Origin of the sequence: Sphingomonas natans (assembly GCF_030546695.1) — a bacterium.
Lineage (GTDB): Bacteria > Pseudomonadota > Alphaproteobacteria > Sphingomonadales > Sphingomonadaceae > Sphingomonas_I > Sphingomonas_I natans.
Genome location: NZ_JAUOTP010000012.1, coordinates 148,173 through 171,572, shown reverse-complemented (window position 1 = coordinate 171,572; position 23,400 = coordinate 148,173). Strand labels below are relative to the sequence as shown.

27 protein-coding genes are annotated in these 23,400 nt (G+C 66.5%); 11 read left to right on the top strand and 16 right to left on the bottom strand.

The genetic code is table 11. The features are described from left to right. The first annotated feature begins 41 nt into the window (after positions 1-41). The 3 genes from Q4F19_RS21030 (at position 42) to Q4F19_RS21020 (ending at position 1,530) form a co-directional block, all read left to right on the top strand. Positions 42-770, top strand: coding sequence for a c-type cytochrome (locus Q4F19_RS21030; RefSeq protein ID WP_303546768.1), 729 nt, complete (start codon positions 42-44; stop codon positions 768-770). 122 nt (positions 771-892) lie between these two features. Next, positions 893-1,081 (top strand): hypothetical protein, encoded by a 189-nt coding sequence (locus Q4F19_RS21025; protein WP_303546766.1) that lies wholly within the window; start codon positions 893-895, stop codon positions 1,079-1,081. A gap of 215 nt (positions 1,082-1,296) precedes the next feature. Next, positions 1,297-1,530 (top strand): hypothetical protein, encoded by a 234-nt coding sequence (locus Q4F19_RS21020; RefSeq protein ID WP_303546765.1) that lies wholly within the window; start codon positions 1,297-1,299, stop codon positions 1,528-1,530. An 86-nt stretch (positions 1,531-1,616) separates the two neighbouring features. Here the strand turns inward: Q4F19_RS21020 and Q4F19_RS21015 are convergent, their stop codons facing one another. Continuing rightward, positions 1,617-2,006 carry a hypothetical protein gene (locus Q4F19_RS21015; protein WP_303546763.1) on the bottom strand — a complete coding sequence of 130 codons (390 nt, stop codon included), beginning with the start codon at positions 2,004-2,006 and terminating at the stop codon, positions 1,617-1,619. Beyond that, positions 2,003-4,576 carry a type I DNA topoisomerase gene (topA, locus tag Q4F19_RS21010; RefSeq protein WP_303546761.1) on the bottom strand — a complete coding sequence of 858 codons (2,574 nt, stop codon included), beginning with the start codon at positions 4,574-4,576 and terminating at the stop codon, positions 2,003-2,005. Before topA ends, Q4F19_RS21015 begins: the two co-directional genes overlap by 4 nt. 219 nt (positions 4,577-4,795) lie before the next feature. Between topA and Q4F19_RS21005 the strand changes: the two genes are divergently transcribed. Beyond that, positions 4,796-5,458, top strand: a complete 663-nt coding sequence (locus tag Q4F19_RS21005; protein ID WP_303546760.1) for a CAP domain-containing protein — start codon at positions 4,796-4,798, stop codon at positions 5,456-5,458. 16 nt (positions 5,459-5,474) lie between these two features. Here the strand turns inward: Q4F19_RS21005 and Q4F19_RS21000 are convergent, their stop codons facing one another. From Q4F19_RS21000 to Q4F19_RS20985, 4 genes are all read right to left on the bottom strand, one after another. After that, complete coding sequence (locus Q4F19_RS21000; RefSeq protein WP_303546758.1) at positions 5,475-6,299, bottom strand: energy transducer TonB; 825 nt, start codon at positions 6,297-6,299, stop codon at positions 5,475-5,477. Positions 6,300-6,351: 52 nt separating this feature from the next. Beyond that, entirely contained in the window at positions 6,352-7,467 is a 1,116-nt protein-coding gene (gene dprA, locus Q4F19_RS20995; protein ID WP_303546756.1) for a DNA-processing protein DprA, read from the bottom strand. Then, positions 7,454-8,044 carry a glycerol-3-phosphate 1-O-acyltransferase PlsY gene (gene plsY / locus Q4F19_RS20990; RefSeq protein WP_303546754.1) on the bottom strand — a complete coding sequence of 197 codons (591 nt, stop codon included), beginning with the start codon at positions 8,042-8,044 and terminating at the stop codon, positions 7,454-7,456. The genes dprA and plsY overlap by 14 nt, the downstream gene beginning before the upstream one ends. A gap of 130 nt (positions 8,045-8,174) precedes the next feature. Beyond that, positions 8,175-8,354, bottom strand: a complete 180-nt coding sequence (locus Q4F19_RS20985; RefSeq protein WP_303546752.1) for a CsbD family protein — start codon at positions 8,352-8,354, stop codon at positions 8,175-8,177. Between the two features lie 118 nt (positions 8,355-8,472). Between Q4F19_RS20985 and Q4F19_RS20980 the strand changes: the two genes are divergently transcribed. Next, entirely contained in the window at positions 8,473-8,997 is a 525-nt protein-coding gene (locus tag Q4F19_RS20980; protein WP_303546750.1) for a hypothetical protein, read from the top strand. A gap of 371 nt (positions 8,998-9,368) precedes the next feature. Here the strand turns inward: Q4F19_RS20980 and Q4F19_RS20975 are convergent, their stop codons facing one another. Together Q4F19_RS20975 and Q4F19_RS20970 are read right to left on the bottom strand one after the other, a co-directional pair. Beyond that, positions 9,369-9,851, bottom strand: a complete 483-nt coding sequence (locus tag Q4F19_RS20975; protein ID WP_303546748.1) for a DUF2721 domain-containing protein — start codon at positions 9,849-9,851, stop codon at positions 9,369-9,371. An 84-nt stretch (positions 9,852-9,935) separates the two neighbouring features. After that, entirely contained in the window at positions 9,936-11,141 is a 1,206-nt protein-coding gene (locus Q4F19_RS20970; protein WP_303546747.1) for an LL-diaminopimelate aminotransferase, read from the bottom strand. Between the two features lie 121 nt (positions 11,142-11,262). Between Q4F19_RS20970 and Q4F19_RS20965 the strand changes: the two genes are divergently transcribed. Further along, entirely contained in the window at positions 11,263-12,993 is a 1,731-nt protein-coding gene (locus tag Q4F19_RS20965; protein ID WP_303546745.1) for a PHA/PHB synthase family protein, read from the top strand. A 16-nt stretch (positions 12,994-13,009) separates the two neighbouring features. Here the strand turns inward: Q4F19_RS20965 and Q4F19_RS20960 are convergent, their stop codons facing one another. Next, the gene (locus tag Q4F19_RS20960) at positions 13,010-13,594 is read right to left on the bottom strand and encodes a YdeI/OmpD-associated family protein (RefSeq protein ID WP_303546743.1); all 585 of its coding nucleotides are present in this window, start codon (positions 13,592-13,594) and stop codon (positions 13,010-13,012) included. A gap of 118 nt (positions 13,595-13,712) precedes the next feature. On the opposite strand from Q4F19_RS20960, the gene Q4F19_RS20955 reads away from it, so the two are divergent. Together Q4F19_RS20955 and Q4F19_RS20950 are read left to right on the top strand one after the other, a co-directional pair. Next, on the top strand, positions 13,713-14,249 hold the full coding sequence (locus Q4F19_RS20955) for a glycine zipper 2TM domain-containing protein (protein WP_303546741.1): 537 nt from the start codon (positions 13,713-13,715) through the stop codon (positions 14,247-14,249). Positions 14,250-14,347: 98 nt separating this feature from the next. After that, complete coding sequence (locus Q4F19_RS20950) at positions 14,348-14,881, top strand: glycine zipper 2TM domain-containing protein (protein WP_303546740.1); 534 nt, start codon at positions 14,348-14,350, stop codon at positions 14,879-14,881. Positions 14,882-14,935: 54 nt separating this feature from the next. Here Q4F19_RS20950 and Q4F19_RS20945 read toward each other — a convergent pair whose 3' ends face one another. The 6 genes from Q4F19_RS20945 to Q4F19_RS20920 all read right to left on the bottom strand — a co-directional run bounded on the left by Q4F19_RS20945 (position 14,936) and on the right by Q4F19_RS20920 (position 19,799). Beyond that, the gene (locus tag Q4F19_RS20945) at positions 14,936-15,397 is read right to left on the bottom strand and encodes a hypothetical protein (protein WP_303546738.1); all 462 of its coding nucleotides are present in this window, start codon (positions 15,395-15,397) and stop codon (positions 14,936-14,938) included. Continuing rightward, positions 15,364-15,819 (bottom strand): SAM-dependent methyltransferase, encoded by a 456-nt coding sequence (locus Q4F19_RS20940; protein WP_303546788.1) that lies wholly within the window; start codon positions 15,817-15,819, stop codon positions 15,364-15,366. Before Q4F19_RS20940 ends, Q4F19_RS20945 begins: the two co-directional genes overlap by 34 nt. Before the next feature lie 7 nt (positions 15,820-15,826). Next, positions 15,827-17,347, bottom strand: a complete 1,521-nt coding sequence (locus Q4F19_RS20935; RefSeq protein ID WP_303546736.1) for a fumarate hydratase — start codon at positions 17,345-17,347, stop codon at positions 15,827-15,829. A 70-nt stretch (positions 17,348-17,417) separates the two neighbouring features. Further along, on the bottom strand, positions 17,418-18,074 hold the full coding sequence (locus tag Q4F19_RS20930) for a glutathione S-transferase family protein (RefSeq protein ID WP_303546734.1): 657 nt from the start codon (positions 18,072-18,074) through the stop codon (positions 17,418-17,420). Further along, on the bottom strand, positions 18,074-18,940 hold the full coding sequence (locus Q4F19_RS20925; protein WP_303546733.1) for an arylamine N-acetyltransferase family protein: 867 nt from the start codon (positions 18,938-18,940) through the stop codon (positions 18,074-18,076). Before Q4F19_RS20925 ends, Q4F19_RS20930 begins: the two co-directional genes overlap by 1 nt. Before the next feature lie 28 nt (positions 18,941-18,968). Further along, entirely contained in the window at positions 18,969-19,799 is an 831-nt protein-coding gene (locus tag Q4F19_RS20920) for a 2OG-Fe(II) oxygenase (RefSeq protein WP_303546731.1), read from the bottom strand. Between the two features lie 134 nt (positions 19,800-19,933). Between Q4F19_RS20920 and uvrB the strand changes: the two genes are divergently transcribed. The 3 genes from uvrB to Q4F19_RS20905 are packed head-to-tail and all read left to right on the top strand — an operon-like array spanning position 19,934 to position 22,790. After that, positions 19,934-22,135: an excinuclease ABC subunit UvrB gene (gene uvrB, locus Q4F19_RS20915; RefSeq protein WP_303546729.1), complete on the top strand. Its 2,202-nt coding sequence runs from the start codon at positions 19,934-19,936 to the stop codon at positions 22,133-22,135. A 60-nt stretch (positions 22,136-22,195) separates the two neighbouring features. Continuing rightward, a complete protein-coding gene (locus tag Q4F19_RS20910; RefSeq protein ID WP_303546727.1) occupies positions 22,196-22,477 on the top strand; it encodes a type II toxin-antitoxin system RelE/ParE family toxin in 282 nt (93 codons plus the stop codon). Continuing rightward, positions 22,437-22,790, top strand: a complete 354-nt coding sequence (locus Q4F19_RS20905) for a HigA family addiction module antitoxin (protein ID WP_303546725.1) — start codon at positions 22,437-22,439, stop codon at positions 22,788-22,790. The genes Q4F19_RS20910 and Q4F19_RS20905 overlap by 41 nt, the downstream gene beginning before the upstream one ends. On the opposite strand, the gene Q4F19_RS20900 is transcribed toward Q4F19_RS20905, so the two are convergent. Next, complete coding sequence (locus Q4F19_RS20900) at positions 22,791-23,360, bottom strand: PEPxxWA-CTERM sorting domain-containing protein (protein ID WP_303546723.1); 570 nt, start codon at positions 23,358-23,360, stop codon at positions 22,791-22,793. Positions 23,361-23,400: the final 40 nt, after the last annotated feature.

Sequence of the window (23,400 nt, the reverse complement as noted above, 5' to 3'; positions counted from 1 at the left end):
CGCTGACTAAAGCGGCCTCTAATCCTGTGTTCGGGGGCGGCATGAACGATCGAGGGAATACGATTGCGGGCTGGGTGCTGGCAGCCGGCATCGCTGCGCTGGGCCTCACGATCGTGACCGGCGAACATTTCATGGCCGAGCGCCCCGAGAAGATGGGCTATGAGGTCACCGGCGTGGAAGCCGAGGCCGGGGCGGGCGCCGCTGCTGCCGAAAAGCCCTTCGCTTTCTATATGGCCGCCGGCGATCCGCAGAAGGGCGCCGACGTCTTCAAGAAGTGCACTGCCTGCCACAATGCGGACAAGGGCGGCGCGAACGCGCTCGGTCCGAATCTGTGGAACGCCGTCGGCGAGGCGATCGGCCAGGGTGCCGGCGGCTTCGCGTTCTCTGACGCGCTGAAATCCAAGGGCGGCAGCTGGAACTTCGAAGAGCTCAACAAGTGGCTGACCAGCCCGAAGGCCTATGCGCCGGGCACCAAGATGACCTTCGCGGGCCTCTCCAAGCCCGAAGATCGCGCCAACGTGATCGCCTATCTGAACCAGCAGAACGACAAGCCGCAGCCTCTGCCGGCCGCACCCGCCGCCGGCGCGTCCGACACGGCGCCCGCCGCCGCAGCCCAGGAAGGCGCCCCGAAGGGTGCCGAGCAGGAAGGCGCGCAGAAGGCCGCCAACGAGCCGGTCCAGACCGAGGCGCAGGCCGCCAAGCAGCCCAAGGGCAATGTCGCGGGCGACGCCGCCCCGGCGACGTCGGGCACGTCCGACAAGCAGAAGTAAGCGCGGGCGGCGCGCGCCGCCTGCCTGCTCGATCGCTGCCGGATAGGCGCGCGCGACAGGACCGCGCCGCTGACGGATAATGTCCGCGGACCTGGCCGACGGCAGCAGACCGGGAAGAGACGATGCGCACCAAGCTGAGCGTCTGCCGCCGCAAGACGCGCTATCCGACCGAACGGGAGGCGATCGCGGCTGCCTTGGGCGCGACGATCGTGCTCAGGCCCTATCGCTGCGATCGCTGCCGCCTGTTTCACCTGACGAGCCGGACGAAGGGCAAGATGGCCCTCGGCTTCAGGGCGCCGCCGCGGAGCTAACCAGCTGAACGAGCTTGCTTTTACAATGCGCGGATTTGGAAATGACTACGTATCGACTGCGCTAAAACCCAAGCAAAACCAGTATTGGTCAATATATAACATTTTACATAGATCAGGTTATCTTGCCTTTAACCATCAAAAACGGCGGTAATTGGATCAATAACGGAGCAATCGAGTTCTACCTGACAGTGCTTTGGTATCAGTAGGTGGTTCTCATGAAGATCGACGAACTCGAGCTGGAACGTCTCGCCGAGCAATATTCGCTGGCGCATGGCGAGGATGCCTATGTGCGCATCGCAGACGAGATCAGCTCCGCCGTCGGCATGCGCAAATGGGACAGCGCTTATGTGCTCCAGCGCGTTCAGTGGCGGGTCCGTAAGCTTCAGCGACTTCGCCAACTGAACGCCCAGATGCGCTTCAACCGTCGCGCGCCGCATCTCGCCGCCTGAGCCGATCGCCGGGCGTTCTAGCGAGCGTCCGGCGCTATTCGAAACATTATTGGGTACTGCCCCGAAACGGTCGTTAACTATTCGTATCAGCGCTCGCCAAGCCAGCGCCCGGCAGCCTCGACGCTGTTCGCGGGCGATGTGTTGAAGGCGATCGGGACGACCGGCGCATGGCGATGGACCGCATTCACCACCGCTTCGAAGAGCTCCAGATTGGCTCTCGGCAGGCGGATGCCGCCGCCGATGACGATGCAATCATAGGTCTCGCGCGCAAGCTGCGCCGCAATCGGCACGTCCGCCGGTCCCTTCAGATCGAGCAGGCACAGATCGCACCGATCGCCCTGCGCGGCGAACAGAAGCTGCGCCTCGGCGAGCCCGCCGGCGATCATCGCCGCATCCGCACCCGGCGGCAGATCCGGATCGGAGAAATCGACCGCATCGGGCGCGATGCCGATGATCAGGATCCGGCGCGCGCTCATGATGCCGCCTTCTTCGCCGGCGCCTTTTTGGCAGCAGGTTTCTTGGTCGGCGCCTTCTTGGCCGCGGGCTTCTTGGCCGCGGCGGCCTTGGGCGCCGGTTTCTTTTTCTTGCCCTTGGCCGGCGCCTTGGCCGCGCGCTCGGCGAGCAGCAGCAGCGCCGCCTCCTCGGTCAGATCCTTGGGATCGGTGCCCTTGGGCAGGGTCGCGTTGGTCTCGCCATCGGTGACATAGGCGCCGAAGCGGCCCTCCATCACCTTGATCGGCTTGGACGTGACCGGCGAGACGCCGAACGTCGCCAAGGGCTCGCGCGCCGCACCCCGCCCGCGACCGCCGCCCGCCGCCGCCTCGGCGAGCTTGGCGACCGCCGAGTTCATGCCCGTCTCGAACACCTCGTCGGTCGACTGCAGCCGCGCATATTTGCCGTCGTGCATCAGATACGGGCCGTAGCGGCCGATCGAGGCGGTAATGTCCTTCGCGGTCTCGGGATGCACGCCGACGATGCGCGGCAGCGACAGCAATTTCAGCGCCAGCTCCAGCTCGACCTCACCGACATCCTTCGGGATCGAGGCGCGCTTGGCGTCCTTCTCGTCGCCCAGCTGGACATAGGCGCCGAAGCGCCCGGTGCGGCGCGTGACTTCCGCGCCCGTCACCGGATCCTTGCCGAGCTCCACCGGCCCGGCATCGGCGACCTCCTCGCCCCCGCCCTGCGCGAAACGGCGCGTATATTTGCACTCGGGATAGTTGGAGCAGGCGACGAACGCGCCGAATCGCCCGCCGCGCAGCGCGAGCTGGCCGTTGCCGCAATTGGGGCAGAGCCGCGCATCCGTCCCGTCGCCCTTGTCGGGAAACAGGAAGGGCTCGAGGAAGATATCGAGCGCGGCGGTCACTTCGGACGGCTTCTGCTCCATCACCTCGACGGTCTTGGGCTTGAAATCGCGCCAGAAGGCCTCGAGCACGGCCTGCCAATCGGCGCGCCCGCCCGACACCTCGTCGAGCTGATCCTCCAGGCCCGCGGTGAAATCGAACGACACATAGCGTTCGAAGAAGCGCTCGAGGAAGGCGGTGACGAGCCGGCCATTCTCGTTGGCGTGGAAGCGGTTCTTCTCCAGCTTCACATATTCGCGATCCTTGAGCGTCTGCAGGATCGAGGCATAGGTCGAAGGCCGGCCGATGCCGAGCTCCTCCATCTTCTTGACGAGGCTCGCTTCCGAATAACGCGGCGGCGGCTGGGTGAAATGCTGCTCGGCCAGCACGTCGCGCTTGGCGGGCGCATCGCCCTCGGACATGCGCGGCAGGCGCTTGGCGTCCTCGTCGCCCTCGTCGTCGCGGCCTTCCTCGTAGAGCGCGAGATAGCCGGGGAAGAGCACGACCTGGCCGGTCGCACGCAAGGCGTGCTGGCCGGTGCCGTCGGTCAGCTCGATCGTGGTGCGCTCCAGCCGCGCCGATTGCATCTGGCTGGCGAGCGCGCGCTTCCAGACGAGCTCGTAGAGCCGCGCATGATCGCCGCCGCCGGCCTTGTCGCGGCCGAAATCGGTCGGGCGGATCGCCTCATGCGCTTCCTGCGCATTCTTGGCCTTGGTCGTGTAGAGGCGCGGCTTTTCGGGGATGTAGCCGCCGTCATAGCGATCGACGATCGCGGCGCGCGCGGCCGAGATGGCGCTGTGGTCCATCTGCACGCCGTCGGTGCGCATATAGGTAATCGCGCCCTGCTCGTAGAGATCCTGCGCGACGCGCATCGTGTGGCTGGCCGAGAAGCCCAATTTGCGCGCGGCTTCCTGCTGGAGCGTCGATGTCGTGAAGGGCGGGGGCGGATTGCGCGTGAGCGGCTTGGTCTCGACGCTCGCGACCGAGAAGCGGCCCGCCTCGACATCGCGCTTGGCGGCCTCGGCATCATTGCCATTGCCAAGCGACAGGCGATCGAGCTTCTCACCCTTCCAGCGAACCAGACGCGCGCTGAAACCCACCCCATCCTGTTCCAGATTGGCGATGACCGACCAATATTCCTGCGCGCGGAACAGCTCGATCTCGCGCTCGCGATCGACGACGAGGCGCAACGTCACCGACTGGACGCGGCCCGCCGATTTGGCGCCGGGCAGCTTGCGCCACAGCACCGGCGAGAGCGTGAAGCCGACCAGATAATCGAGCGCGCGGCGCGCCCGATAGGCATCGATCAGATCCTCGTCGAGCGCGCGCGGGTTCGCCATCGCATCCAGCACGGCGGCCTTGGTGATCGCGTTGAAGGTCACGCGCTGGACGTTGGCGGGCAGCGCCTTGCGCTTGCGGAGCAGCTCCTGGACGTGCCAGCTGATCGCCTCGCCCTCGCGATCGGGATCGGTCGCGAGGATCAGCGACTCGGCGCCCTTGGCCTCGTCGACGATCGCCTTCAGCCGCGCGGCCTTGTCGGCATAAGGCTCCCATTCCATCGCGAAGCCATTGTCCGGATCGACCGAGCCATCCTTGGCGGGCAGATCGCGGACATGGCCATAGGAGGCGAGCACCTTGTGCCCGGCGCCGAGGTAACCCTCGATGGTCTTTGCTTTTGCAGGAGATTCTACGACGACCAGTTTCATAAGACGGCTTTGCCATTCCTTCACGTACACGCACGAGGGTGGAGAGGTCCGCGTGCAACCGTCAAGCGCCCATTCTCGTAACGGATTCGCAATAGGTCGTTTTCGGCCCTTTCACGATCTGCTAAGGGTGCAGGGTTAATGCGGACGCTCATGAAGCTTTCCGTCGCAAAAGAACAAGGGGCTTGGGGCGTGCGGGCGTTCGGGGTTTGGCTTGCGGGTATGGCCGCTGCGCTTTCGGCGCAGGCGGCTGTCGCGCAGGCGCCTGCGGACCATCGCGGGATGGAACAGGCCGTGCTCGCCGCGCTCAATGCGGCGCGCACCGATCCCGCGACCTATACCGGCGGGCTCAAGACCTATCGCGGCTTCTTCAAGGCCAATATCGTCGTGATGCCCGGCAACCCGGTCGATTATGAGACGGTCGAGGGGACCGCGCCGGTGGACGAGGCGATCGCCTATCTCGCGAGCCAGACCATGCTCGCCCCGCTCCAGCCCGCCGACATATTGGCGGCGGCGGCCGCCGACCATGTCGCCGAGCAGAGCATTTCGGGGCGCACCGGCCATTACAGCGCGGACGGCTCGGCGCCGAGCGACCGCGTCGTCAAGCGCGGCGGGGGGCCGCTCGTGGCCGAGGTCATCGCCTATGGCGCGGTGGATGCCGCCGACGTCATCCGCCAGCTGATCGTCGACGATGGCGTGCCCGATCGCGGCCACCGCAACATGCTGTTCGCCGGCCATCTGCGCTATGCGGGCGTCGCCTGCGGCCCGCATCCCGAATTCAAGATGATGTGCGTGATCGACATGGCCGACACGCCCGACGGGCAGAGCGGCGGATCGCTCCGCCGGGTCCGCGTCGCCGCCAGCGACGCGACGGGCAAGAAGTAGCGCGCCTCCTCCCCGCTCACTTGTACGAGACGGACAGGTCCAGCACGAAGATCGCGCGCTTGTTGACCGTGCCCGGCTGGAAGCGTGGCGGCGCCATCGCGACGATATTGCACAGATCGACGCTGCGGCCCTGCATCTGCAGCGGGCGCACGCTCGTGCATTTGCCCATCGATCCGTCGCGATTGACCGCGATTTCGGATTCGGCGAGCAGCAGGTAGAAATCGGGCGTCCTGCCCGCGCCATGCTCGGGCAGGCCCTCGTAGCTGACCTGAAGGCGGATATCGCTGGTCCGCGCCTTGGCATAATCCGCGCCCATCAGATTGGCGAGAAAGCCGCGCTCGCCGAACGGCCCGCAGTTGTTGCCGCTGGTGCCGAAGCGCGCGGGCCCCGATCCGCTCATCGTGCATTCGACGACCTCACCGGTCGGGGCGATGATCGCATGCGCGGTGAAGGTGCGGTCGCTGATCTCCTCGGTGGCGGTCTTGACCGGCAGCCGCCAGCGGACAACCTGATCGAAGGTCGCGGTCGTCGGCTGCCCCTTCTTGTCGATCAGCGGGTGGAAGCGCGCCCTTGCCATCAGCGCCTTGCAGGTCGCGCCGTCCAGCCCCTCGTTTCCGCTGCTCTTCACGATCCGGCACGCCGTCGGCTTGCCGTCCGGGCTGATCTCCACCGCGAAATGGACGATGCCCTCGGCCTTCTGCGCGATCGAGATGGGGGGATAATCCTCCGCCTGGAACCAGCCCGCCTGCTGTCCGATCGGCACGAGGATGCGGTAGGGCTTGGTCGCCGCCGCCGACGTGTCGGAGCTTGCGGCCATCATCATCGCCATCACCGCTATCATCGTCCGCTCCCCCGCCGCCTGATCCGCACTGTGGCGGCGGAGCCGCGCGCACTCAACCGCAAAGGCTGACCCGGCCGCCCGCATGGCGCTCCAGCCGTCCCGCGAGTTCGAACTCCAGCAGCACCGTCTGCACGAGAGCGGGCGCCAGCCCGGAGAGCCGCACGATCTCGTCGACGCCGACGGGGACCGGGCCGAGCAGATCGCCGATGGCCCGCCGTTCGCGATCCTCGACGTCGACCGGCATCGGCTCCTCGCGGAGAAGGCGGACGGGCGCCGCACCAGGACCGCCGAGCGGCTGGAGCGCCTCGATGATGTCGGCCGCGCTCTGGACGAGCGTCGCGCCCTCGCGGATCAGCAGATTGCAGCCCTGCGCGCGCGGATCGAGCGGCGAGCCGGGCACCGCCATCACCTCGCGCCCCGCCTCCGCAGCGAGCCGCGCGGTGATCAGCGATCCCGATCTGGGCGCCGCCTCGACGACGACCGTGCCGCGCGCGAGCCCGGCGATGATCCGGTTGCGATAGGGGAAATGGCGCGCGCGCGGTTCGGTGCCCGGCGGCTGTTCGGCGACGAGCAGCCCGCGCTCGCCGATCGCGCGCTGCAATCGCTCATTCTCGGGCGGGTAGAAGATGTCCGCGCCGCCCGCGACGACCGCGATCGTGCCGCCGTCGAGCGCGCCGACATGCGCGGCGGTATCGATCCCGCGCGCCAGCCCCGAGACGACGATTTCGCCCCCGGCCACCAGATCATGCGCCAGCGCGCGGGCGAAGCGGATCGCCGCCGCCGACGCGTTGCGCGCGCCGACCATCGCCACCGCCGGTCTGGCCGCGAGCGCGGCATCGCCGATCACGATCAGAGCGGGAGGCGCATCCTCCAGTTCGGCGAGCAGATCGGGGTAGCCCGGCCGGCCGAGCAGCAGATAGGCTCCACCGATCGCCCGCACCTTCTCCGCCTCGCGCGCGATCTCGCCGGCGGCGGGCATGGCAGGCGCGCGTCCGCCGCCGCGCCGCGCGAGATCGGGCAGCGCCTCGATCGCCGCGCGCGCCGATCCGAACCGTCCCAGCAACTGGCGAAAGGTGATCGGGCCGATCGACGGCGTGCGGATGAGCCTCAGCCGGTCGAGCGCGTCGGCGTCCAGAGCCGCCGGATCGATCGCCTCAGCGGTCGCCAATGCGCGGCTCGGTCCCAGCAAAGAGGCGGACGATATTGGCGCGGTGCGTCCACAGCACGGTCAGCCCGAATGCCAGGAACATGAGCGTCAGCGCAGATTCGAAGAAATAGGCCGCGCAGACGGGCGTCAGCAGGGCTGCGCCGATTCCGCCGATCGACGAATGGCGCGTCAGCAGCGAGGCCGCCAGCCAGACGATCGCGAAGGTCAGGCCGCACGGCCAGAACAAAGCCAGCGCGATGCCGAGATAGGTGGCGATCCCCTTGCCGCCGCGAAAGCGCAGCCAGACGGGGAAGAGGTGGCCGTAGAAGGCGAAGACGCCGGCGAGCGGCCCCAGCCCGGGCAGGACCCGTTCGGCGATCAGCACCGCGACAGCGCCCTTGGCGGCATCGAGCGCCAATGTCGCGGCGGCGAGGCCCTTGCGCCCGGTCCGCAGCACGTTGGTCGCGCCGATATTGCCGGAGCCGATCGCGCGGAGATCACCCGCGCCGCCGAAATGCGCCAGGATCAGGCCGAACGGAATCGATCCGAGCAGATAGCTGCCGAGTGCGACAAGCGCCGGAACCGTCCAAGCATTCAACCAACCATCCCCCACGCCCGGCAAAATAGAGGAATGGCTTCGCGATGCAATTGATCTCGATCATCGGCTAGGAACAAAAAGAAAACGCGCCGGCCGCAGGCCGACGCGTTTGCTGTCGTTCCGGGAGGGATCAGATCTTGTTGATCACGCCCTTCACGTCGCCCTTGGCGCTCTGCAGATCGCCCTTAGCTTCCTGCGCATCGCCCTCGGCGGTGATGTCGGGGCGGTCGGTATGCTCGCCGATCGCGCGCTTGACCTTGCCGATGGCTTCATTGGCTGCGCCCGTGATCTTGTCCGTGATCTCGCCCATGATGAAACTCCTATGTGTCCGGCGTCGTGCCGGGTTCGAGTGTGAAAACCCCCCACCCCCCTCCCGCGTTCCCACCATGGCTTCCGTCCCGGCGCACAATCGGCCATTGACCGTCCGCGTGACCAGAATTTTCCCCGTCCTATCGTCGATGGCCTTGCTGTCGGTTCTCGCCGGCTGTGCGACCGCGCCACCCCGCGTGGCCACCGCAGCGCCGACGCCGGCCCCGCCCGCCCCAGCTGCACCGGTGGCGACCGACACCGACTGGCGCGATCTGCCGCTTTCTGCCGGACGCTGGAGCTACGCGGCCGAGGCGAGCGGTTCGGCCGCGCGCTTCGGCAGCCCGGACAAGCCCGCGCTCGTGATCCGCTGCGATCGTGCCGCGCGGCGGATACACATGGTGCTGGCCGGCACCGCGACCGGCGCGCTGACGATCACCACCTCTTATGCGGGGCGCGATCTTCCGCTCGTCGCCGGCGCCGCCGGTCAGAGCGAGGCCAGTCTCGCCGCCGCCGATCCCTTCCTCGATCGCATCGCCTTCAGCCGCGGCCGCGTCTCCTATGCGGTGCCGGGGCAGCCCTTGCTGATGGTGCCCGCCTGGGCCGAGCCGGCGCGCGTGATCGAGGATTGCCGCAGCGGCGCCTGACGCGCGGCTTCCCGGCGGAAGCGCGCTATCCTGACGCGAAAAAATTGTGAATCAAGGGCTTGCGATGGGGCTCGATCTGACTCACATTCGCCTTGCTCTTCAACGTAGCGAAAGGAGGTGATCCGATGTCTCATGGTTCAGCTTGGGGGTCGGTTCAGTCCGTTCGGGAGACGCGCTCCTGAAGCCCTGAACACGGCCATCGTCGCATCGCGCGCGATGGAATGAATCAGGATGCTTCAGCGTAGCGCCGGGGGTCTCCCGGGCCGATTATCCGGCCGCTGACCATGTAAGAAGGGCCGTCGGGGCAACCCGGCGGTCCTTTTTTCTTTGAGGCTTCTTCGTCCTCCCCATCTTCGATGAGGAAGATGAGGTCAGCTTCGCTCCAGCAGTTCGTCCCGCACGCGGATCGCGGCGACGGCGATGCGGACCTCGATCAGGAACAGCATCAGGCTCGCGATCAGCAGCAGCAGCGAGATCGCGAACAGCAGCGACAAGGTTCGCGCGAAGCCTACGCCGACCAGCCGGGCGATGAAGATGCCCGCGACGAGGCTGCACAGCACCACCGCGCTCGCCGTCGCCAGGAAGATCGAATTGTTCACGATCGTCATGCGGCGATCGAGGATGCGCAGCTCGGCGACCTGCTGGGCGTGGCGGGGATGATCGCGCGGGGTGAACACCTCCTCGATGTCGCGCGCGCGATCGACGATGCGGCTCAAGCGCCCGGTCAGCATGTTGAGGATCAGGCCGATGCCGTTGAGCAGGAAGACCGGCGCGAGCGCGAACTGGATGTCGCGTGTCAGCCCCGGAAGCCCGGTGATGTGGAAGATGTCGTCGAAATCGACGGGCAGGGCCATCGGCGGCAATCCTCTCAAATCGGCGGCAGTCTCGCAGGCTCCGCGGGGGAGACAGCTCCTCCCCCGCAAGGGAGGAGCCGGGACTCAGCCCACGCGCCGCCCCGTATTGACCCCCATCGACTGGAGATATTTCTTCACGTTGCGCGCCGCCTGGCGCAGCCTCTGCTCATTCTCGACGAGCGCGATGCGGACATAGCCTTCGCCATTCTCGCCGTAACCGACGCCGGGCGCGACCGCGACCTTGGCATGCGTCAGCATCTGCTTGGAGAATTCGAGACTGCCCAGATGCGCGAGCGCCGGCGGCAGCGGCGCCCAGGCGAACATCGACGCGGCCGGGCTCGGAATGTCCCAGCCCGCCCGGCCGAAGCTTTCGACCAGCACGTCGCGGCGCTTGTGATAGAGTTCGCGATTCTGCGCGACGATGTCCTGCGGCCCGTTCAGCGCGGCGCAGGCGGCCGCCTGGATCGGCGTGAAGGCGCCATAATCGAGATAGGATTTCACGCGCGTCATCGCCGCGATGAGCTGCGTGTTGCCGACCGCGAAGCCGATCCGCCAGCCCGCCATCGAGAAGGTCTTGGAGAGCGACGTGAATTCGATCGCGACGTCCTTGGCGCCCTTCACCTGCAGGATCGAGACGGTCGGCTTGCCGTCATAATAAAGCTCGGAATAGGCGAGATCGGAGATGATCCAGACCTTGTTCTCGCGCGCCCACGCCACCAGCCGCTCGTAGAAGGCGAGGTCGACCGTCTCCGCCGTCGGGTTCGAGGGATAGTTGACGACGAGGATCGAGGGCCGCGGCACGGTGAAGTTCATCGCCCGCTCGAGGCTCTCGAAATAATGTTCGTCGGGCGTCGTCGGCACGGCGCGGATCGTCGCGCCGGCGATGATGAAGCCGAACGTGTGGATCGGGTAAGACGGGTTGGGCGCCATCACGACGTCGCCCGGCGCGGTGATCGCGGTGGCGAGGCTGGCGAGCCCCTCCTTCGATCCCATCGTCACGACCACCTCGGTCTCGGGATCGACATCGACGCCGAAACGACGCGCATAATAGCCGGCCTGCGCCTTGCGGAGGCCGGGAATCCCCTTCGAGGCGGAGTAGCCGTGCGCGTCCGGCTTCTGCGCGACCTCGACCAGCTTGGCGATGACGTGCGCGGGCGGCGGCAGATCCGGATTGCCCATGCCGAGATCGATGATGTCCTCTCCGCCCGCGCGCGCCGCGGCCCGCATCGCGTTGACTTCGGCGATGATATAGGGCGGCAAACGGCGGATGCGGTAGAAGTCTTCGGTCATCTCGTCCTCGGGTTGAAGGCCTTGAAAAGGCGCGCGCGGATCGCTCGCCGTGTCCCAGGCGCTTGCGCTATACGGGGTTTGCAGGCCAATTGGCAGTCCGAAGGCCCGGTGGAGAGATTTGATGGCGAAGCCCGGGAACGAGCCGCACGACGGCGGCGCTCTGCTCGCGGAAATGGCGCACTGGACGGGCGTGATCGGCAAGGCGCAGCAGCTTCTGATGGAGCATGGCGCGAGCGCCGCGCTGAAGGCCGGCGATGATTTCATGGCGCAGATGGGGCAGATGCCGGTCATGGATCCGGCGGGCATGGCCGCCGCGCCGGCCGCGATGTGGGCCGAGACGCTCGGCTTCTGGCGATCGATGCTGCCCGAGACCGAAGGCGCCGCCCCCGATCGCCGCTTCGCCGCGCCGGACTGGCAGGAGCCGCTCTTCGACCTGATCCGCCAGACCTATGCCGTCGCCGCCGACCAGTTCCTCTCGATCATCGATCAGGCGCCGGGGCTGAGCCCGCACCAGGCTGAGCAATTGCGCTTCGGCGCGCGCAATTTCGTGGAGGCGATGAGCCCCAGCAATTTCGCCTTCACCAATCCTCAGGTCGTGGCGAAGATCGTCGAAACGCGCGGCCAGAACCTGATCACCGGGCTCCAGCGGATGATCGAGGATGCGTCCAGCGGGCAGCTCCGCCATGTCGGCAAGGATGCGTTCGAGCTCGGCCGCAACATCGCGATGACGCCCGGCAAGGTCGTCTACGAAGCGCCGCTCTTCCAGCTGATCCAGTATAGCCCGACCACCGAGCAGGTCTCCGAAATCCCGCTCATCATCTTCCCGCCCTGGTTCAACCGCTTCTACATCCTCGATCTTTCGCCCGAGAAGAGCCTGGTCCAGTGGGCGGTCGATCAAGGCCTCACCGTCTTCATCGTCTCGTGGAAATCGGCCGACGCCAGCATCGCCCATGTCCTGATGGACGATTATGTCCTGAACGGGGAATGGGAGGCGATCGAGGTCGTCACCCGCCTGCTCGACGTGCCCAAGACGCATGTCGTCGGCTATTGCGTCGCGGGCACGGCGCTGTCGATGATGCTCGCCTGGGCGCATGCGACGGGCAACGAGGCCAAGATTGCCAGCGCGACCTTCTTCACCGCGCAGGTCGACTTCACCGAATCCGGCGATCTCTCGCTATTCGTCGACGATGCGCAGCTCAAGCTGATGGGCACGATGGCCAAGGACGGCGTGTTCGACGGCCGCTACATGGCGATGACCTTCAATCTGTTGCGCAGCCGCGACCTGATCTGGAACTATGTCGTCAACAATTACCTGCTGGCCGAAGACTATAAGAGCTTCGATCTGCTCCACTGGAATGGCGACGTCACCAATCTCCCCGCCGGCTGGCAGCTGCGCTACCTGACCGAGCTCTATCGCGACAATCTGCTGGTGAAGCCCGGCGCGCTTTCGGTCGCGGGCACTCCGATCGATCTGACGATCGTGAAGACGCCCGCTTATATCCAGGCGGGCCGCGAGGATCATATCGCGCCGGCCAAGAGCGTGTGGAAGATGCTCCATCATTTCGGCGGGCCGATGCGCTTCGTGCTCGCCGGATCGGGGCATATCGCGGGCGTCGTCAACCACCCGTCCGCCAACAAATATCAATATTGGACCAACGAGGCGAAGGTCGACACGCTCGACGACTTCGTCGCCGGCGCGACCGAGCATAAGGGCAGCTGGTGGCCGGACTGGCTGAAATGGCTTTCCGCGCACGATGCCGCCAAGGTACCGGCCGAAGGCGCGCGCATTCCCGGCGGCGGCGCGCTGCCTGCAATCGAGGACGCGCCCGGCCGCTACGCGCGGACGCGCTGAGCAGCGACCTGCCGCCTCAGCACGAGCGATATTTCTCGTTGCGCCGGAGCCCCTGCGCGACCTGCGCGACGGTCTCGCCGATCCGCCTTGCGCGCGTCTCGGGCCGCTTCGCCTCGGTCACCCAATCGATATAATCGCGCCGCTGGCCGGGCGCGAAGCCGGCGAAATGCGCCGCGGCTTGGGGATCGGCCGCCAGCGCGGAGGCGAGATCGTCGGGCAGCGCCGCTTCGCCCTTGGCGATGCGCCGCGGACGGGACGGGCGCTCGAGGCGCGCCTCGGCCGCGCGCGCCCGGATCAGCGCGACAAGCTCCGCATCGGGCGGCAGATCGGCGAGCGAGGCGATCCTGCCATATTGGCCGGCGCCCTCCTCTTCCCGGCCCGTCTCGGCGCCCTGCCAGAAGCCGAAGCCGCAATGCGCCTTGAACGCGGCCATGAACGCGAACGGTCGCCCGTCCAGCTCGAAGAAGGGGCGGCCCCACTTGATCGTTTCGACCAGCCCCGGCTCTGCCTCGTGCAGCGCGGCACGCAGCCTGCCGAGGATCGGCTTCGCGAAATCGCCCGCTTTGGCGATCGCGGCATCGACACGGTCATCCTTTGCCATGCCGGCGATCATGACTCCGACCGGCCCCGTTCCGCAAGATGAACGGCGCGTAGTTTGCGGTTCACGCAACCGCGGCCCCGCCGCTCCGTTCAACCCTCATAATAACGAGGAACAGATAATGAAGAGCTTCATCCTGGGCACGGCGCTGGCCGCGATGATCCTGCCCGCGGCCGCACCGGCACTGGCACAGCAGGGTTATTCGCGCGGCGATCGCGACGACCGCGGCGACAATGGCCGCGGCCGCGGCGACGATCGCCAGAATGGCCGACGCGATGATCGCGGCGGCCCGCGCGGTAACGATCGCGGCAATGATCGCGGGCGCGGCGGCCAGGATTGGCAGAGCTATCGCAACTATGACTGGAACCGCCCCGACCAGCGCTATGGCGGCTACGACGCGGCGCGCTACTATCGCGACGGCAATTACAGCGAGCGCCGCATCGGCCGCAACGATCGCATCTATCGCGGCGGCAACGGGCGTTATTATTGCCGCCGCACGGACGGCACGACCGGCCTGATCGTCGGCGGCGCGCTCGGCGGGCTGCTCGGCAATTCGCTCGCCAATGGCCGCTCCAGCACGGTCGCGACCCTGCTCGGCGTCGGCGGCGGTGCGCTGCTCGGCCAATCGATCGATCGCGGCAACGTGCGCTGCCGCTGAACGGCAGGCTAATGTCCGGCTCAGCGACCGTTCAGTCGCGGCCGGGCAAAAGCGACATCAGCATCGGATGAGCCTCCGATCGCAAGGGAGACAGGAACATGCGTCAGTGGATTTTCGCGGCGATGATCGCGGCGACCGCACCGGTGGCTCTCGCCGCGCCGGCCGTCGCGCAGTCGCGCGGCCAGGTCGAGGCACGATGGGCGGATGCCCAGCGCCGCTATCAGGCCGAGACCGAGCGTTATTATGCCGAGCGCGACCTCTATTATAATGCGCGTGGCGGCCCGCGCGGCGGTTACGGCGCGCCCCCGCCCACCGGCGCTTATGGCGGTGGCGGCTATGCCAATGACGATCGCGTCGAGAATTTCGATCCGGCCGCGACCTATCGCCCGGGTCAGCAGGAGCGCGTCCTCGCCCCCGACGAGCGCGTCTATGCCGGCAATGACGGCCGTTATTACTGCAAGCGTTCGGACGGCACGACCGGCCTGATCGCGGGCGGCGCCGCCGGCGGCATCCTCGGCAACGTCATCGACGGCGGCCACTCGCGCACCGCAGGTACCCTGCTCGGCGCCGCGATCGGCGCGCTCGCCGGCAAGGCGGTCGATCAGAACCAGGCGCAGATCAAGTGCCGCTAAGCGTCTGACGGCGTGAATGACGGGCCCATCGTCCTGCGCGGACGGTGGGCCTTTTCATATCGGGCGCAGCTTCGCACCGATGATGTGCCAGCGCCGCTGATCTGCCGTCGATCCGTCGACGTCGTTGACCCGACGCAGCGTGAAGCTGCCGGCGAAATGCTGGCGGCGCCCGCTTCTCAGCACCGCATCCACGCGCACCTTCACCTCGCAATAGACGCTGCCCGCGCCCGCATCCGCTTCAAACGGCGGGATCGGCGTCGCGCGGACATGCACGTTATCGGCATAGCCGGCACGCACCTGCGCCAGGCTGTAGCGCCCGTGCCAGAGCCGATAGGCGGCGCGATAGTCGCGCGCCTCGATCGCCGCATAATAATCACGCACGACGGCCACGGCCGCATCCACGGAAGCCTCGGCGGGCGGCGTCGGCGGCACGGCGGCCGACAGCGCCAGCGCAATCAGCGCCGCCATCATCGTCGGCACGCCTACCAGTAATCCCGCATGATCGCGCGCGCCCATTCGGGCTCATGGATCGGTTCGCGCGGCAGGAAGCCCGACAGGACCGGCTTGATGTCCAGCACCGGCGTCCCCTCGATCGCGTCGAGCCCGGCGACGATCAGCGCGCGCGGCTCCACCGCGATCAATCGGCAGACGGTGACCCCGATCCGGTTGGGTCGCGCCTTGCCGCGCTGCGCGAAGATGCCGACCTTCGGCCAGTCCGCCCGCCCGCGCGGATGGCGCGCGCCGGTGACGATCGCGGCCTCGGCGACGCGATCGAAATGATAGACGATTTCGACATGGCTGAAGTCGGCGAGGCCAGCCAGCGCATCGTCCGGCACATCCTGCGCCAGTTCGATCCGCGCCTGGACGGCATCCCAGCCGTCATCGTCCAGGCTCGCCCGCCCGCCGACGACCCGGCCGACCGGGCGCATCGCGATCATCGTCACGTCAGGCCGTCTCCAGCAGCCTTTCGCGCGCGATCTTCTCGCGCCACACGAGCGGCCCGGTAGTGTGGACGCTGGTGCCCGTCGCATCGACCGCGACCGTGACCGGCATGTCCTGCACCTCGAACTCGTAGATCGCCTCCATGCCGAGATCGGCGAAGCCGACGACCTTGGCCGCCTTGATCGCGCGCGCGACGAGATAGGCCGCACCGCCGACCGCCATCAGGTAAGCCGATTTGGCCTCCCTGATCGCCTCGATCGCCGCCGGCCCGCGCTCGGCCTTGCCGACCATCGCCAGCAGGCCCTGATCGAGCATCATCTTCGTGAACTTGTCCATCCGCGTCGCGGTCGTCGGGCCGGCCGGGCCGACCACCTCATCGCCGACCGGATCGACGGGGCCGACATAATAGATGACTCGGCCGGCGAACTCGACGGGCAGCGGCTCGCCCGCCGCCAGCATCTCCTGGATGCGCTTGTGCGCGGCGTCGCGGCCGGTCAGCATCTTGCCATTGAGCAGCAGGCGATCGCCCGGTTTCCAGCTCTGCACGACTTGCGGAGTCAACGTATCGAGATCGACGCGGATCGATTCCTTGCTCGGCGCCCACTCCACCTTCGGCCAGTCGTTGAGATCAGGCACGGGCAGAAAGACGGGTCCCGAGCCGTCGAGGTGGAAATGCGCGTGGCGCGTCGCCGCGCAATTCGGGATCATCGCGATCGGCTTGGACGCGGCATGCGTCGGATAATCGAGGATCTTCACATCGAGGATCGTCGCCAGCCCCCCCAGGCCCTGCGCGCCGATGCCGAGCGCATTGACCTTGTCGAATATCTCGATGCGCAGTTCCTCGATCTTGGTCTGCGCCCCGCGTTGCTTGAGCTGCGCCATGTCGATGTCGCCCATCAGCGATTCCTTGGCGAGCGTCATCGCCTTCTCGGCGGTGCCGCCGATGCCGATGCCGAGCATCCCCGGCGGGCACCAGCCCGCGCCCATTTGCGGGATCATCTCCAGCACCCAATCGACGATCGAATCGCTCGGGTTCATCATCTTGAACTTGGACTTGTTCTCGCTGCCCCCGCCCTTGGCGGCGAGCTGCACCTCGACATGATGGCCCGGCACCATCTCCACGTTCAGCACGCAGGGCGTATTGTCCTTGGTGTTGATGCGGCCGAAGGCAGGATCCTTGAGGATCGAGGCGCGCAGCCGGTTCTCGGGGTGGAGATAGGCGCGGCGCACGCCTTCATCGACGACGTCCTGCAGTGATTGCTCGCCACCGAGCAGACAGTGCTGGCCCCATTTGATGAAGACCGTGACGATGCCCGTATCCTGGCAGATCGGGCGGTGACCCTCGGCACACATCCGGCTGTTCGTCAGGATCTGCGCGATCGCGTCCTTCGCGGCCGGCCCCTGCTCGGCCTCATAGGCGACGCCCAGCGCGCGGATATAATCCATCGGGTGGTAGTAAGAGATATATTGGAGCGCGTCGGCGACGCTCTCGATCAGGTCTTCGGGACGGATGGTAACGGTCATCTAAGGTCTCCGGCGCGCACTTGGGCTGCCGCTTAGCCAATTTCGGCTGAATGCGAAATGCGCGCCCCGGTCAGTCCGGCGGCGGGCCGTCGGCAAACGGGAACATGTGCCAGTAAGGCTGCGCGTCGGCGACCACCCCTGCAAAGGCCGGCCAGGCGATGAGCCGCGCCAGATAGGTCTCGAGCGCGGGAAAGCGTCCGGCCAGCGGATGGACCTTGTCCGCATAGTAAAGCGACGGCGCGGCGGCGCAGTCGGCCAGCGTCGGCCGCTCGCCCGCCGCCCAGCCCGTGGTCGGGAGGTTCGTCTCCAGCCACGCATAGGCCTTGTCGAGCAGCGCGCGCGCCTGCGCGATCCCATAAGGATCCTTCGCCCCGGCGGGCCGGAGGAAATCGACGGTGAACGCCTGCATCGGCGCCATCACATACTGATCGAACATGCGGTCCAGGAAGCGGACGTGAAGCGCTGCCACCGGATCGGCGGGGATCAGCCGTCCGCCCCCCGCCAGCAGGTCCGCATATTCGACGATGACGCTGCTTTCGGCGAATTGCAGATCGCCATCCACGAGCAAAGGCATCTTCGCGATCGGCCAGCGGCGGGCGAATTCGGCGCCGATCTCGGGATGGTCCGGGTCCAGTTGCTGCAATTCGTAATCGAGGCCCAGTTCGCGCAGCGCGACGAACACCTTCCAGCAATAAGAGGAGAGCGGGTGACCATAGACCTGTAGCATCAGCCCCCTCCGAACAATCCCAGCGCGGCGACCTCCTCGGCCGTCAGGTCGATCCCGAACATCATGCTCAGCCGCATCCGATAGACGCGCGGATCGCCGATCTCGGCCTCGGTCGACTGATCCTTGCTGTGGCGACGATAAGCCCGCCCATTGAGCGTCGCAAAGCCGTGCGGCAGCGGCACGCTGACGATCCGATTTTGAACAAAGCGGCTCTCCGGCGCCTCGCTCACCCAGAAATTGCCGAGCGCGAGATCGGCGGGGAAGACCGGCGCGAGCGTGAAGCTATATTGATCCTGCCAGCCTTCGCCGGGGCTGCGCCCGTCGGTCATCCCGCCATGCCCGTTGCGCGAGAGCATCCAGCCGAATTCGGGATCGCGCGCGAGACGGAAGCGCGCGCCGTCGGGCGATTCGGCTTCCTCGCCATCGGCCAGCGGCATCGGCGGTGCATAGCTGCCGCCGAATCCCGCATCCGCGATCCACTCCGCGCCATCGATCGTCACCAGCGCTAGCGTGTGCGTCAGCGGCGGCACCGCCTCCGGACGCCCGAGCCAGACCCGCGCGAGCAGGGGCCGCGCCGCGAAGCCGAGCGCCTCCAGCGCATCAAGGAACAACTGGCCATGCTCGAAGCAATAGCCGCCGCGCTTGGCGCTCACGAGCTTGGCGAACACGCTCACCGGATCGATGCCGATCCCGCGGCCGAGCGCGATATCCAGATTCTCGAACGGGATCGCCAGCCGGTGCGCGCGCTGGAGCGTCGCCAGCCCATCGGCATCGGCGGCGGGCGCTTCCTTGAGCGCGATCCGCGCGAGATAGGCGTCGAGGGCGAAGGGCAGAGCGGGGATCGTCATGGCGCCGGGCTTTTCCATCCCCCGGCGCCCGCCCGCAAGCCCGAAGCTAGCGGACGAGGCGACGCGCGAGCCGCTGCATCTTCTTCGGCACCCAATCCTCGACGAAATGCCCATAGCGGACCTGCCAGTCGACCTTGTCGCCCGTGCCGGGGCGGGTCTGGAACGTGGTCGTGCGCGTCGGGACCGTCGCGTCGCTGGGAAAGGCGGTGTAATAATAGGTCGCGATCGACCGGCGCGAGCGATCCGGCGGGCAGGTCAGCGGCTCCGGCACGCCGTGGAAGCTCTGCAGCGTCGTGTTGAAGACGACGGCGCGCGCCATCACGGGATCGACCGAGACCGCGGCCTTGCGCATCTTCTTGTCCCACAATTCCAGCTGGCCGCCATAATCGGGACCCCAATCGTCGTTGAGGTAGATGAGCAGGTTCAGACGGCGTTCGACCTTCATTCCGTGATGCACGTTGAAATCGGCATGGACGCTGAGATGTCCGCCCGCGAGCGTCTCATGCAGGCCGCCGCCTGCAAAATAGGGATCGGAGATCAGATGCTCGATCCCCGTCATCTCGCTCAGGAAAGCGAGGAAAGGCTCGCCGTTCAGCTCCGCCAGCAGGTTGCGGACGCGGCCGCTGGCGACCGTGTTGGGATCGAACTGATATTTCAGCCGCTCCTGCGCGCGATCGAAATATCCCCGCCCTTCGCGATCGGGAAATTCCGCGAGCAACCGCCGCAGCACGTCCGCATCGAGGAAATCGTCCATGACGATATGCGGGAAGGGTGCGGCTTCGCGATAGGCTTCGGCGCGCGCCTTGCCTTCGCGCACGCATTGCTCGCGATCGAAATGGAGGTAGCCACCGGTTTCGTGAAGATCGAGTATCGCCATGCTGCCCCGCTGCCCTTACCCGTGCATTATCGCCGACGCGGGAGAGTGCGCAACGGATAAAGCCATCGCGATATCCGGCCGATAAGCGCTCGCTTCCGATTGCCGCGCCCCCCGCCGCACACCATATCCCGTTTATGGCGATCCAGATCCGTACCAGCCTCGACGAGCCCGAAACCGGGCAGAGCTTCATTCCGCACCGCCCGGCGCGGCCGGAGAAGAGCGAGGGCGGCAAGCCGTTCAAGCTCGTCTCCGAATATCAGCCTTCGGGCGACCAGCCGAGCGCGATCGCCGAACTCGCGGCGCAGGCGCAGGCGGGCGAGCGCGATCAGGTGCTGCTCGGCGTCACGGGCTCCGGCAAGACCTTCACGATGGCCAAGGTCATCGAGCAATTGCAGCGCCCGGCGCTGATCCTGGCGCCCAACAAGATCCTCGCCGCGCAGCTCTACGGCGAATTCCGCAGCTTCTTTCCCGAAAATGCGGTCGAATTCTTCGTCAGCTATTATGATTATTACCAGCCCGAGGCCTATGTGCCGCGCTCCGACACCTACATCGAGAAGGAAAGCTCGGTGAACGAGGCGATCGATCGGATGCGCCATTCGGCGACCCGATCGTTGCTTGAGCGCGACGATGTGCTGATCGTCGCCTCGGTCTCGTGCCTCTACGGCATCGGCTCGGTCGAGACCTATTCGGCGATGATCTTCGATCTCAAGAAGGGCCAGACGGTCGATCAGCGCGAGATCATCCGCAAGCTGGTCGCGCTTCAGTACAAGCGCAACGACCAGAGCTTCCAGCGCGGCAATTTCCGCGTGCGCGGCGCCAATCTCGAAATCTTCCCCTCGCATTATGACGACAGCGCGTGGCGGATCGAATTTTTCGGCGACGAGATCGACCAGATCACCGAATTCGACCCTTTGACCGGCAAGACGAGCGCGACGCTTAAGGAAATCCGCGTCTATGCCAACAGCCACTATGTGACCCCCGGTCCGACGCTGAAGCAGGCGGGCGAGGCGATCCGCCACGAACTGGCCGAGCGGCTCAAGGAGCTGATTGCCGAGGGCAAATTGATCGAGGCGCAGCGCATCGAGCAGCGGACCAATTTCGATCTCGAGATGATCGCGGCGACGGGCAGTTGCGCCGGCATTGAGAATTACAGCCGCTTCCTGACCGGCCGCCTGCCCGGCGAGCCGCCGCCCACGCTCTTCGAATATCTGCCCGAGAATGCGCTCCTGTTCGTCGACGAGAGCCACCAGACGATCGGCCAGATCAACGGCATGTCGCGCGGCGATCACCGCCGCAAGATCACGCTCGCCGAATATGGTTTCCGCCTGCCGTCGGCGATCGACAACCGCCCCTTGCGCTTCAACGAGTGGGAGGCGATGCGCCCGCAGACCGTCTACGTCTCGGCGACGCCCGGCACGTGGGAGATGGAGCAGACCGGCGGCGTCTTCGCCGAACAGGTCATCCGCCCGACCGGGCTGATCGATCCGCCGGTCGAGATCCGCCCGATCGAGAGCCAGGTCGACGATCTCGTCCACGAGGCGATGCTGACCGCCAAGGCCGGCTATCGCAGCCTCGTCACCACGCTGACCAAGCGCATGGCCGAGGATCTGACCGAATATCTGCACGAGGCCGGCCTCAAGGTCCGCTACATGCATAGCGACGTCGAGACGCTGGAGCGGATCGAGCTGATCCGCGACCTGCGGCTTGGCGTCTATGACGTGCTCGTCGGCATCAACCTGCTGCGCGAGGGCCTCGACATTCCCGAATGCGGATTGGTCGCGATCCTCGATGCGGACAAGGAAGGCTTCCTCCGCTCGGAGACCTCGCTGATCCAGACGATCGGCCGCGCCGCGCGCAACGTCGACGGCAAGGTCATCCTCTATGCCGATCGCATCACCGGATCGATGGAGCGCGCGATGCTCGAGACGTCGCGTCGGCGCGAGAAGCAGCAGGCTTACAATGCCGAACATGGCATCACCCCCGAGACGATCCGACGCAGTATCACCGACATCGTCAGCCACCTCTCGTCGCGCGATCAGGTGACGGTCGAGACGGGCGTCGAGGACCGACCGCACATGGTCGGCCACAATCTGCGCGCGTATATCGAGGAGCTGGAGTCCAAGATGCGCGCCGCCGCCGCCGATCTGGAATTCGAGGAAGCCGGACGCCTGCGCGACGAGATCCGCATCCTGGAAGCCGACGAGCTCGGCCTGCCCCCCGCCGAGCAGAAAGCCGGCGTGCGCGGCAATTCGACGCTCGGCAAACCGGGCACGCGCCAGACGCGCTACGGCAAGGCGCAAGCCGCACGGGCGGGCAAGAGGGGGCGGCCGAACTGACCCTCAAACCCACTATGACGGATTGGAAACGTCGCTCATGCTTCCCGCGAGGAGCGAGCAATGATTGCGGATTTTGCCGACAAGGAAACAGCGCGTGTGGCTGCCGGCATCCGCAGTCGCAAGTTGCCGCCAGACATCCAGCCACGCGCCCTGAGATTGCTACGCATCATGGATCGTGTGACCGACTGGTCCCAATTGCGCGAGCCGCCCGGCAACGATCTGCACGTCTTGCATGGCGATCGGGCAGGCCAATATGCTATACGCATCAATCGCCAGTGGCGGATCGTGTTCACGCCGCGCGATGGAGCGTGCGCCGATGTCGAAATCACCGACTATCACTGAGGGCAGCTGGTCGAGCGATCCGGCTGACTGGCTTCCGAATCCGAGTGCCAGTGAGATCCTGCGGATCGAATTCCTCGAGCCGATCGGTATGGCCGCAGACGAACTCGGCCGACATATCGATCTGCCCGCCGCGCGCCTAACAGACGTGCTAGAAGGGCATAAGCCCATGGATGCAGAGCTTGATCTGCGGCTTGCGCGGTATTTCCGCATGTCCGAAGGCTTCTTTCTTGGCCTGCAGGATCGCTACGAACTGCTGGAAGCCAAGCGAGCGCTCAATGGTGCGCTCGATCGGATCGTACCCCGCGCCGCCTGATCAGCCAAAAGCGACCCGCGCTCGCCGCCGGCGCATCGCCGCACCCGTGAGGCCGAAGCCCGCGATCATGAGCGCCCAGCCGGCCGGCTCCGGAACCGACGCCCCCGGCACAGGCAGCGCCGACGGATTGTAGGCGCTGAGCGTGAAGCTGCGGCTGACGTAAAAGCCGCGCGTGTCCGGAGTCGCATAGCCGACGTCCATCAGCGTCCGGTTCGGGCCGTCGATGCCGATCGAGAAATCGTAGGTGCCCCCGCTCGCGCTCGTACCGTTCAGCGTGCCGCTGAGCAGGACATAGGGGTAATAGAAGCTGTCGCTGGGCGTCGCACTCGCGATCACGTCCGCCAGACCATAGGACTTGGCACCGACGTTCAGTACGAAGCCGACCAGCGTCAACGCACGCGTGTCGCTATTGTAGGTGACCTTGTAGGCCCCCGTTGCAGACGGCACCGGGGCACCGGCGACGGCCGTGAAATCGGCGACGAAGTTGGTCTGATAGGTCGCCACGACGGCCTGTGCCGGCACGGCTGCAAGACAGGCGCCAACCAGCGCCGCGAAACCCGATGCACGCATACCACTCTCCCACCCCGAGTGGCGGCATTTGTGGCCGAAA

Coding starts and splice junctions, on each gene's coding strand:
- Q4F19_RS21030 (WP_303546768.1), top strand. CDS start 42: ATGAACGATCGAGGGAATACGATTGCGGGCTGGGTGCTGGCAGCCGGC.
- Q4F19_RS21025 (WP_303546766.1), top strand. CDS start 893: ATGCGCACCAAGCTGAGCGTCTGCCGCCGCAAGACGCGCTATCCGACC.
- Q4F19_RS21020 (WP_303546765.1), top strand. CDS start 1,297: ATGAAGATCGACGAACTCGAGCTGGAACGTCTCGCCGAGCAATATTCG.
- Q4F19_RS21015 (WP_303546763.1), bottom strand. CDS start 2,006: ATGAGCGCGCGCCGGATCCTGATCATCGGCATCGCGCCCGATGCGGTC.
- topA (WP_303546761.1), bottom strand. CDS start 4,576: ATGAAACTGGTCGTCGTAGAATCTCCTGCAAAAGCAAAGACCATCGAG.
- Q4F19_RS21005 (WP_303546760.1), top strand. CDS start 4,796: ATGGCCGCTGCGCTTTCGGCGCAGGCGGCTGTCGCGCAGGCGCCTGCG.
- Q4F19_RS21000 (WP_303546758.1), bottom strand. CDS start 6,299: ATGATAGCGGTGATGGCGATGATGATGGCCGCAAGCTCCGACACGTCG.
- Q4F19_RS20985 (WP_303546752.1), bottom strand. CDS start 8,354: ATGGGCGAGATCACGGACAAGATCACGGGCGCAGCCAATGAAGCCATC.
- Q4F19_RS20975 (WP_303546748.1), bottom strand. CDS start 9,851: ATGGCCCTGCCCGTCGATTTCGACGACATCTTCCACATCACCGGGCTT.
- Q4F19_RS20970 (WP_303546747.1), bottom strand. CDS start 11,141: ATGACCGAAGACTTCTACCGCATCCGCCGTTTGCCGCCCTATATCATC.
- Q4F19_RS20965 (WP_303546745.1), top strand. CDS start 11,263: ATGGCGAAGCCCGGGAACGAGCCGCACGACGGCGGCGCTCTGCTCGCG.
- Q4F19_RS20960 (WP_303546743.1), bottom strand. CDS start 13,594: ATGGCAAAGGATGACCGTGTCGATGCCGCGATCGCCAAAGCGGGCGAT.
- Q4F19_RS20955 (WP_303546741.1), top strand. CDS start 13,713: ATGAAGAGCTTCATCCTGGGCACGGCGCTGGCCGCGATGATCCTGCCC.
- Q4F19_RS20950 (WP_303546740.1), top strand. CDS start 14,348: ATGCGTCAGTGGATTTTCGCGGCGATGATCGCGGCGACCGCACCGGTG.
- Q4F19_RS20945 (WP_303546738.1), bottom strand. CDS start 15,397: ATGGGCGCGCGCGATCATGCGGGATTACTGGTAGGCGTGCCGACGATG.
- Q4F19_RS20940 (WP_303546788.1), bottom strand. CDS start 15,819: ATGATCGCGATGCGCCCGGTCGGCCGGGTCGTCGGCGGGCGGGCGAGC.
- Q4F19_RS20935 (WP_303546736.1), bottom strand. CDS start 17,347: ATGACCGTTACCATCCGTCCCGAAGACCTGATCGAGAGCGTCGCCGAC.
- Q4F19_RS20930 (WP_303546734.1), bottom strand. CDS start 18,074: ATGCTACAGGTCTATGGTCACCCGCTCTCCTCTTATTGCTGGAAGGTG.
- Q4F19_RS20925 (WP_303546733.1), bottom strand. CDS start 18,940: ATGGAAAAGCCCGGCGCCATGACGATCCCCGCTCTGCCCTTCGCCCTC.
- Q4F19_RS20920 (WP_303546731.1), bottom strand. CDS start 19,799: ATGGCGATACTCGATCTTCACGAAACCGGTGGCTACCTCCATTTCGAT.
- uvrB (WP_303546729.1), top strand. CDS start 19,934: ATGGCGATCCAGATCCGTACCAGCCTCGACGAGCCCGAAACCGGGCAG.
- Q4F19_RS20910 (WP_303546727.1), top strand. CDS start 22,196: ATGATTGCGGATTTTGCCGACAAGGAAACAGCGCGTGTGGCTGCCGGC.
- Q4F19_RS20905 (WP_303546725.1), top strand. CDS start 22,437: ATGGAGCGTGCGCCGATGTCGAAATCACCGACTATCACTGAGGGCAGC.
- Q4F19_RS20900 (WP_303546723.1), bottom strand. CDS start 23,360: ATGCGTGCATCGGGTTTCGCGGCGCTGGTTGGCGCCTGTCTTGCAGCC.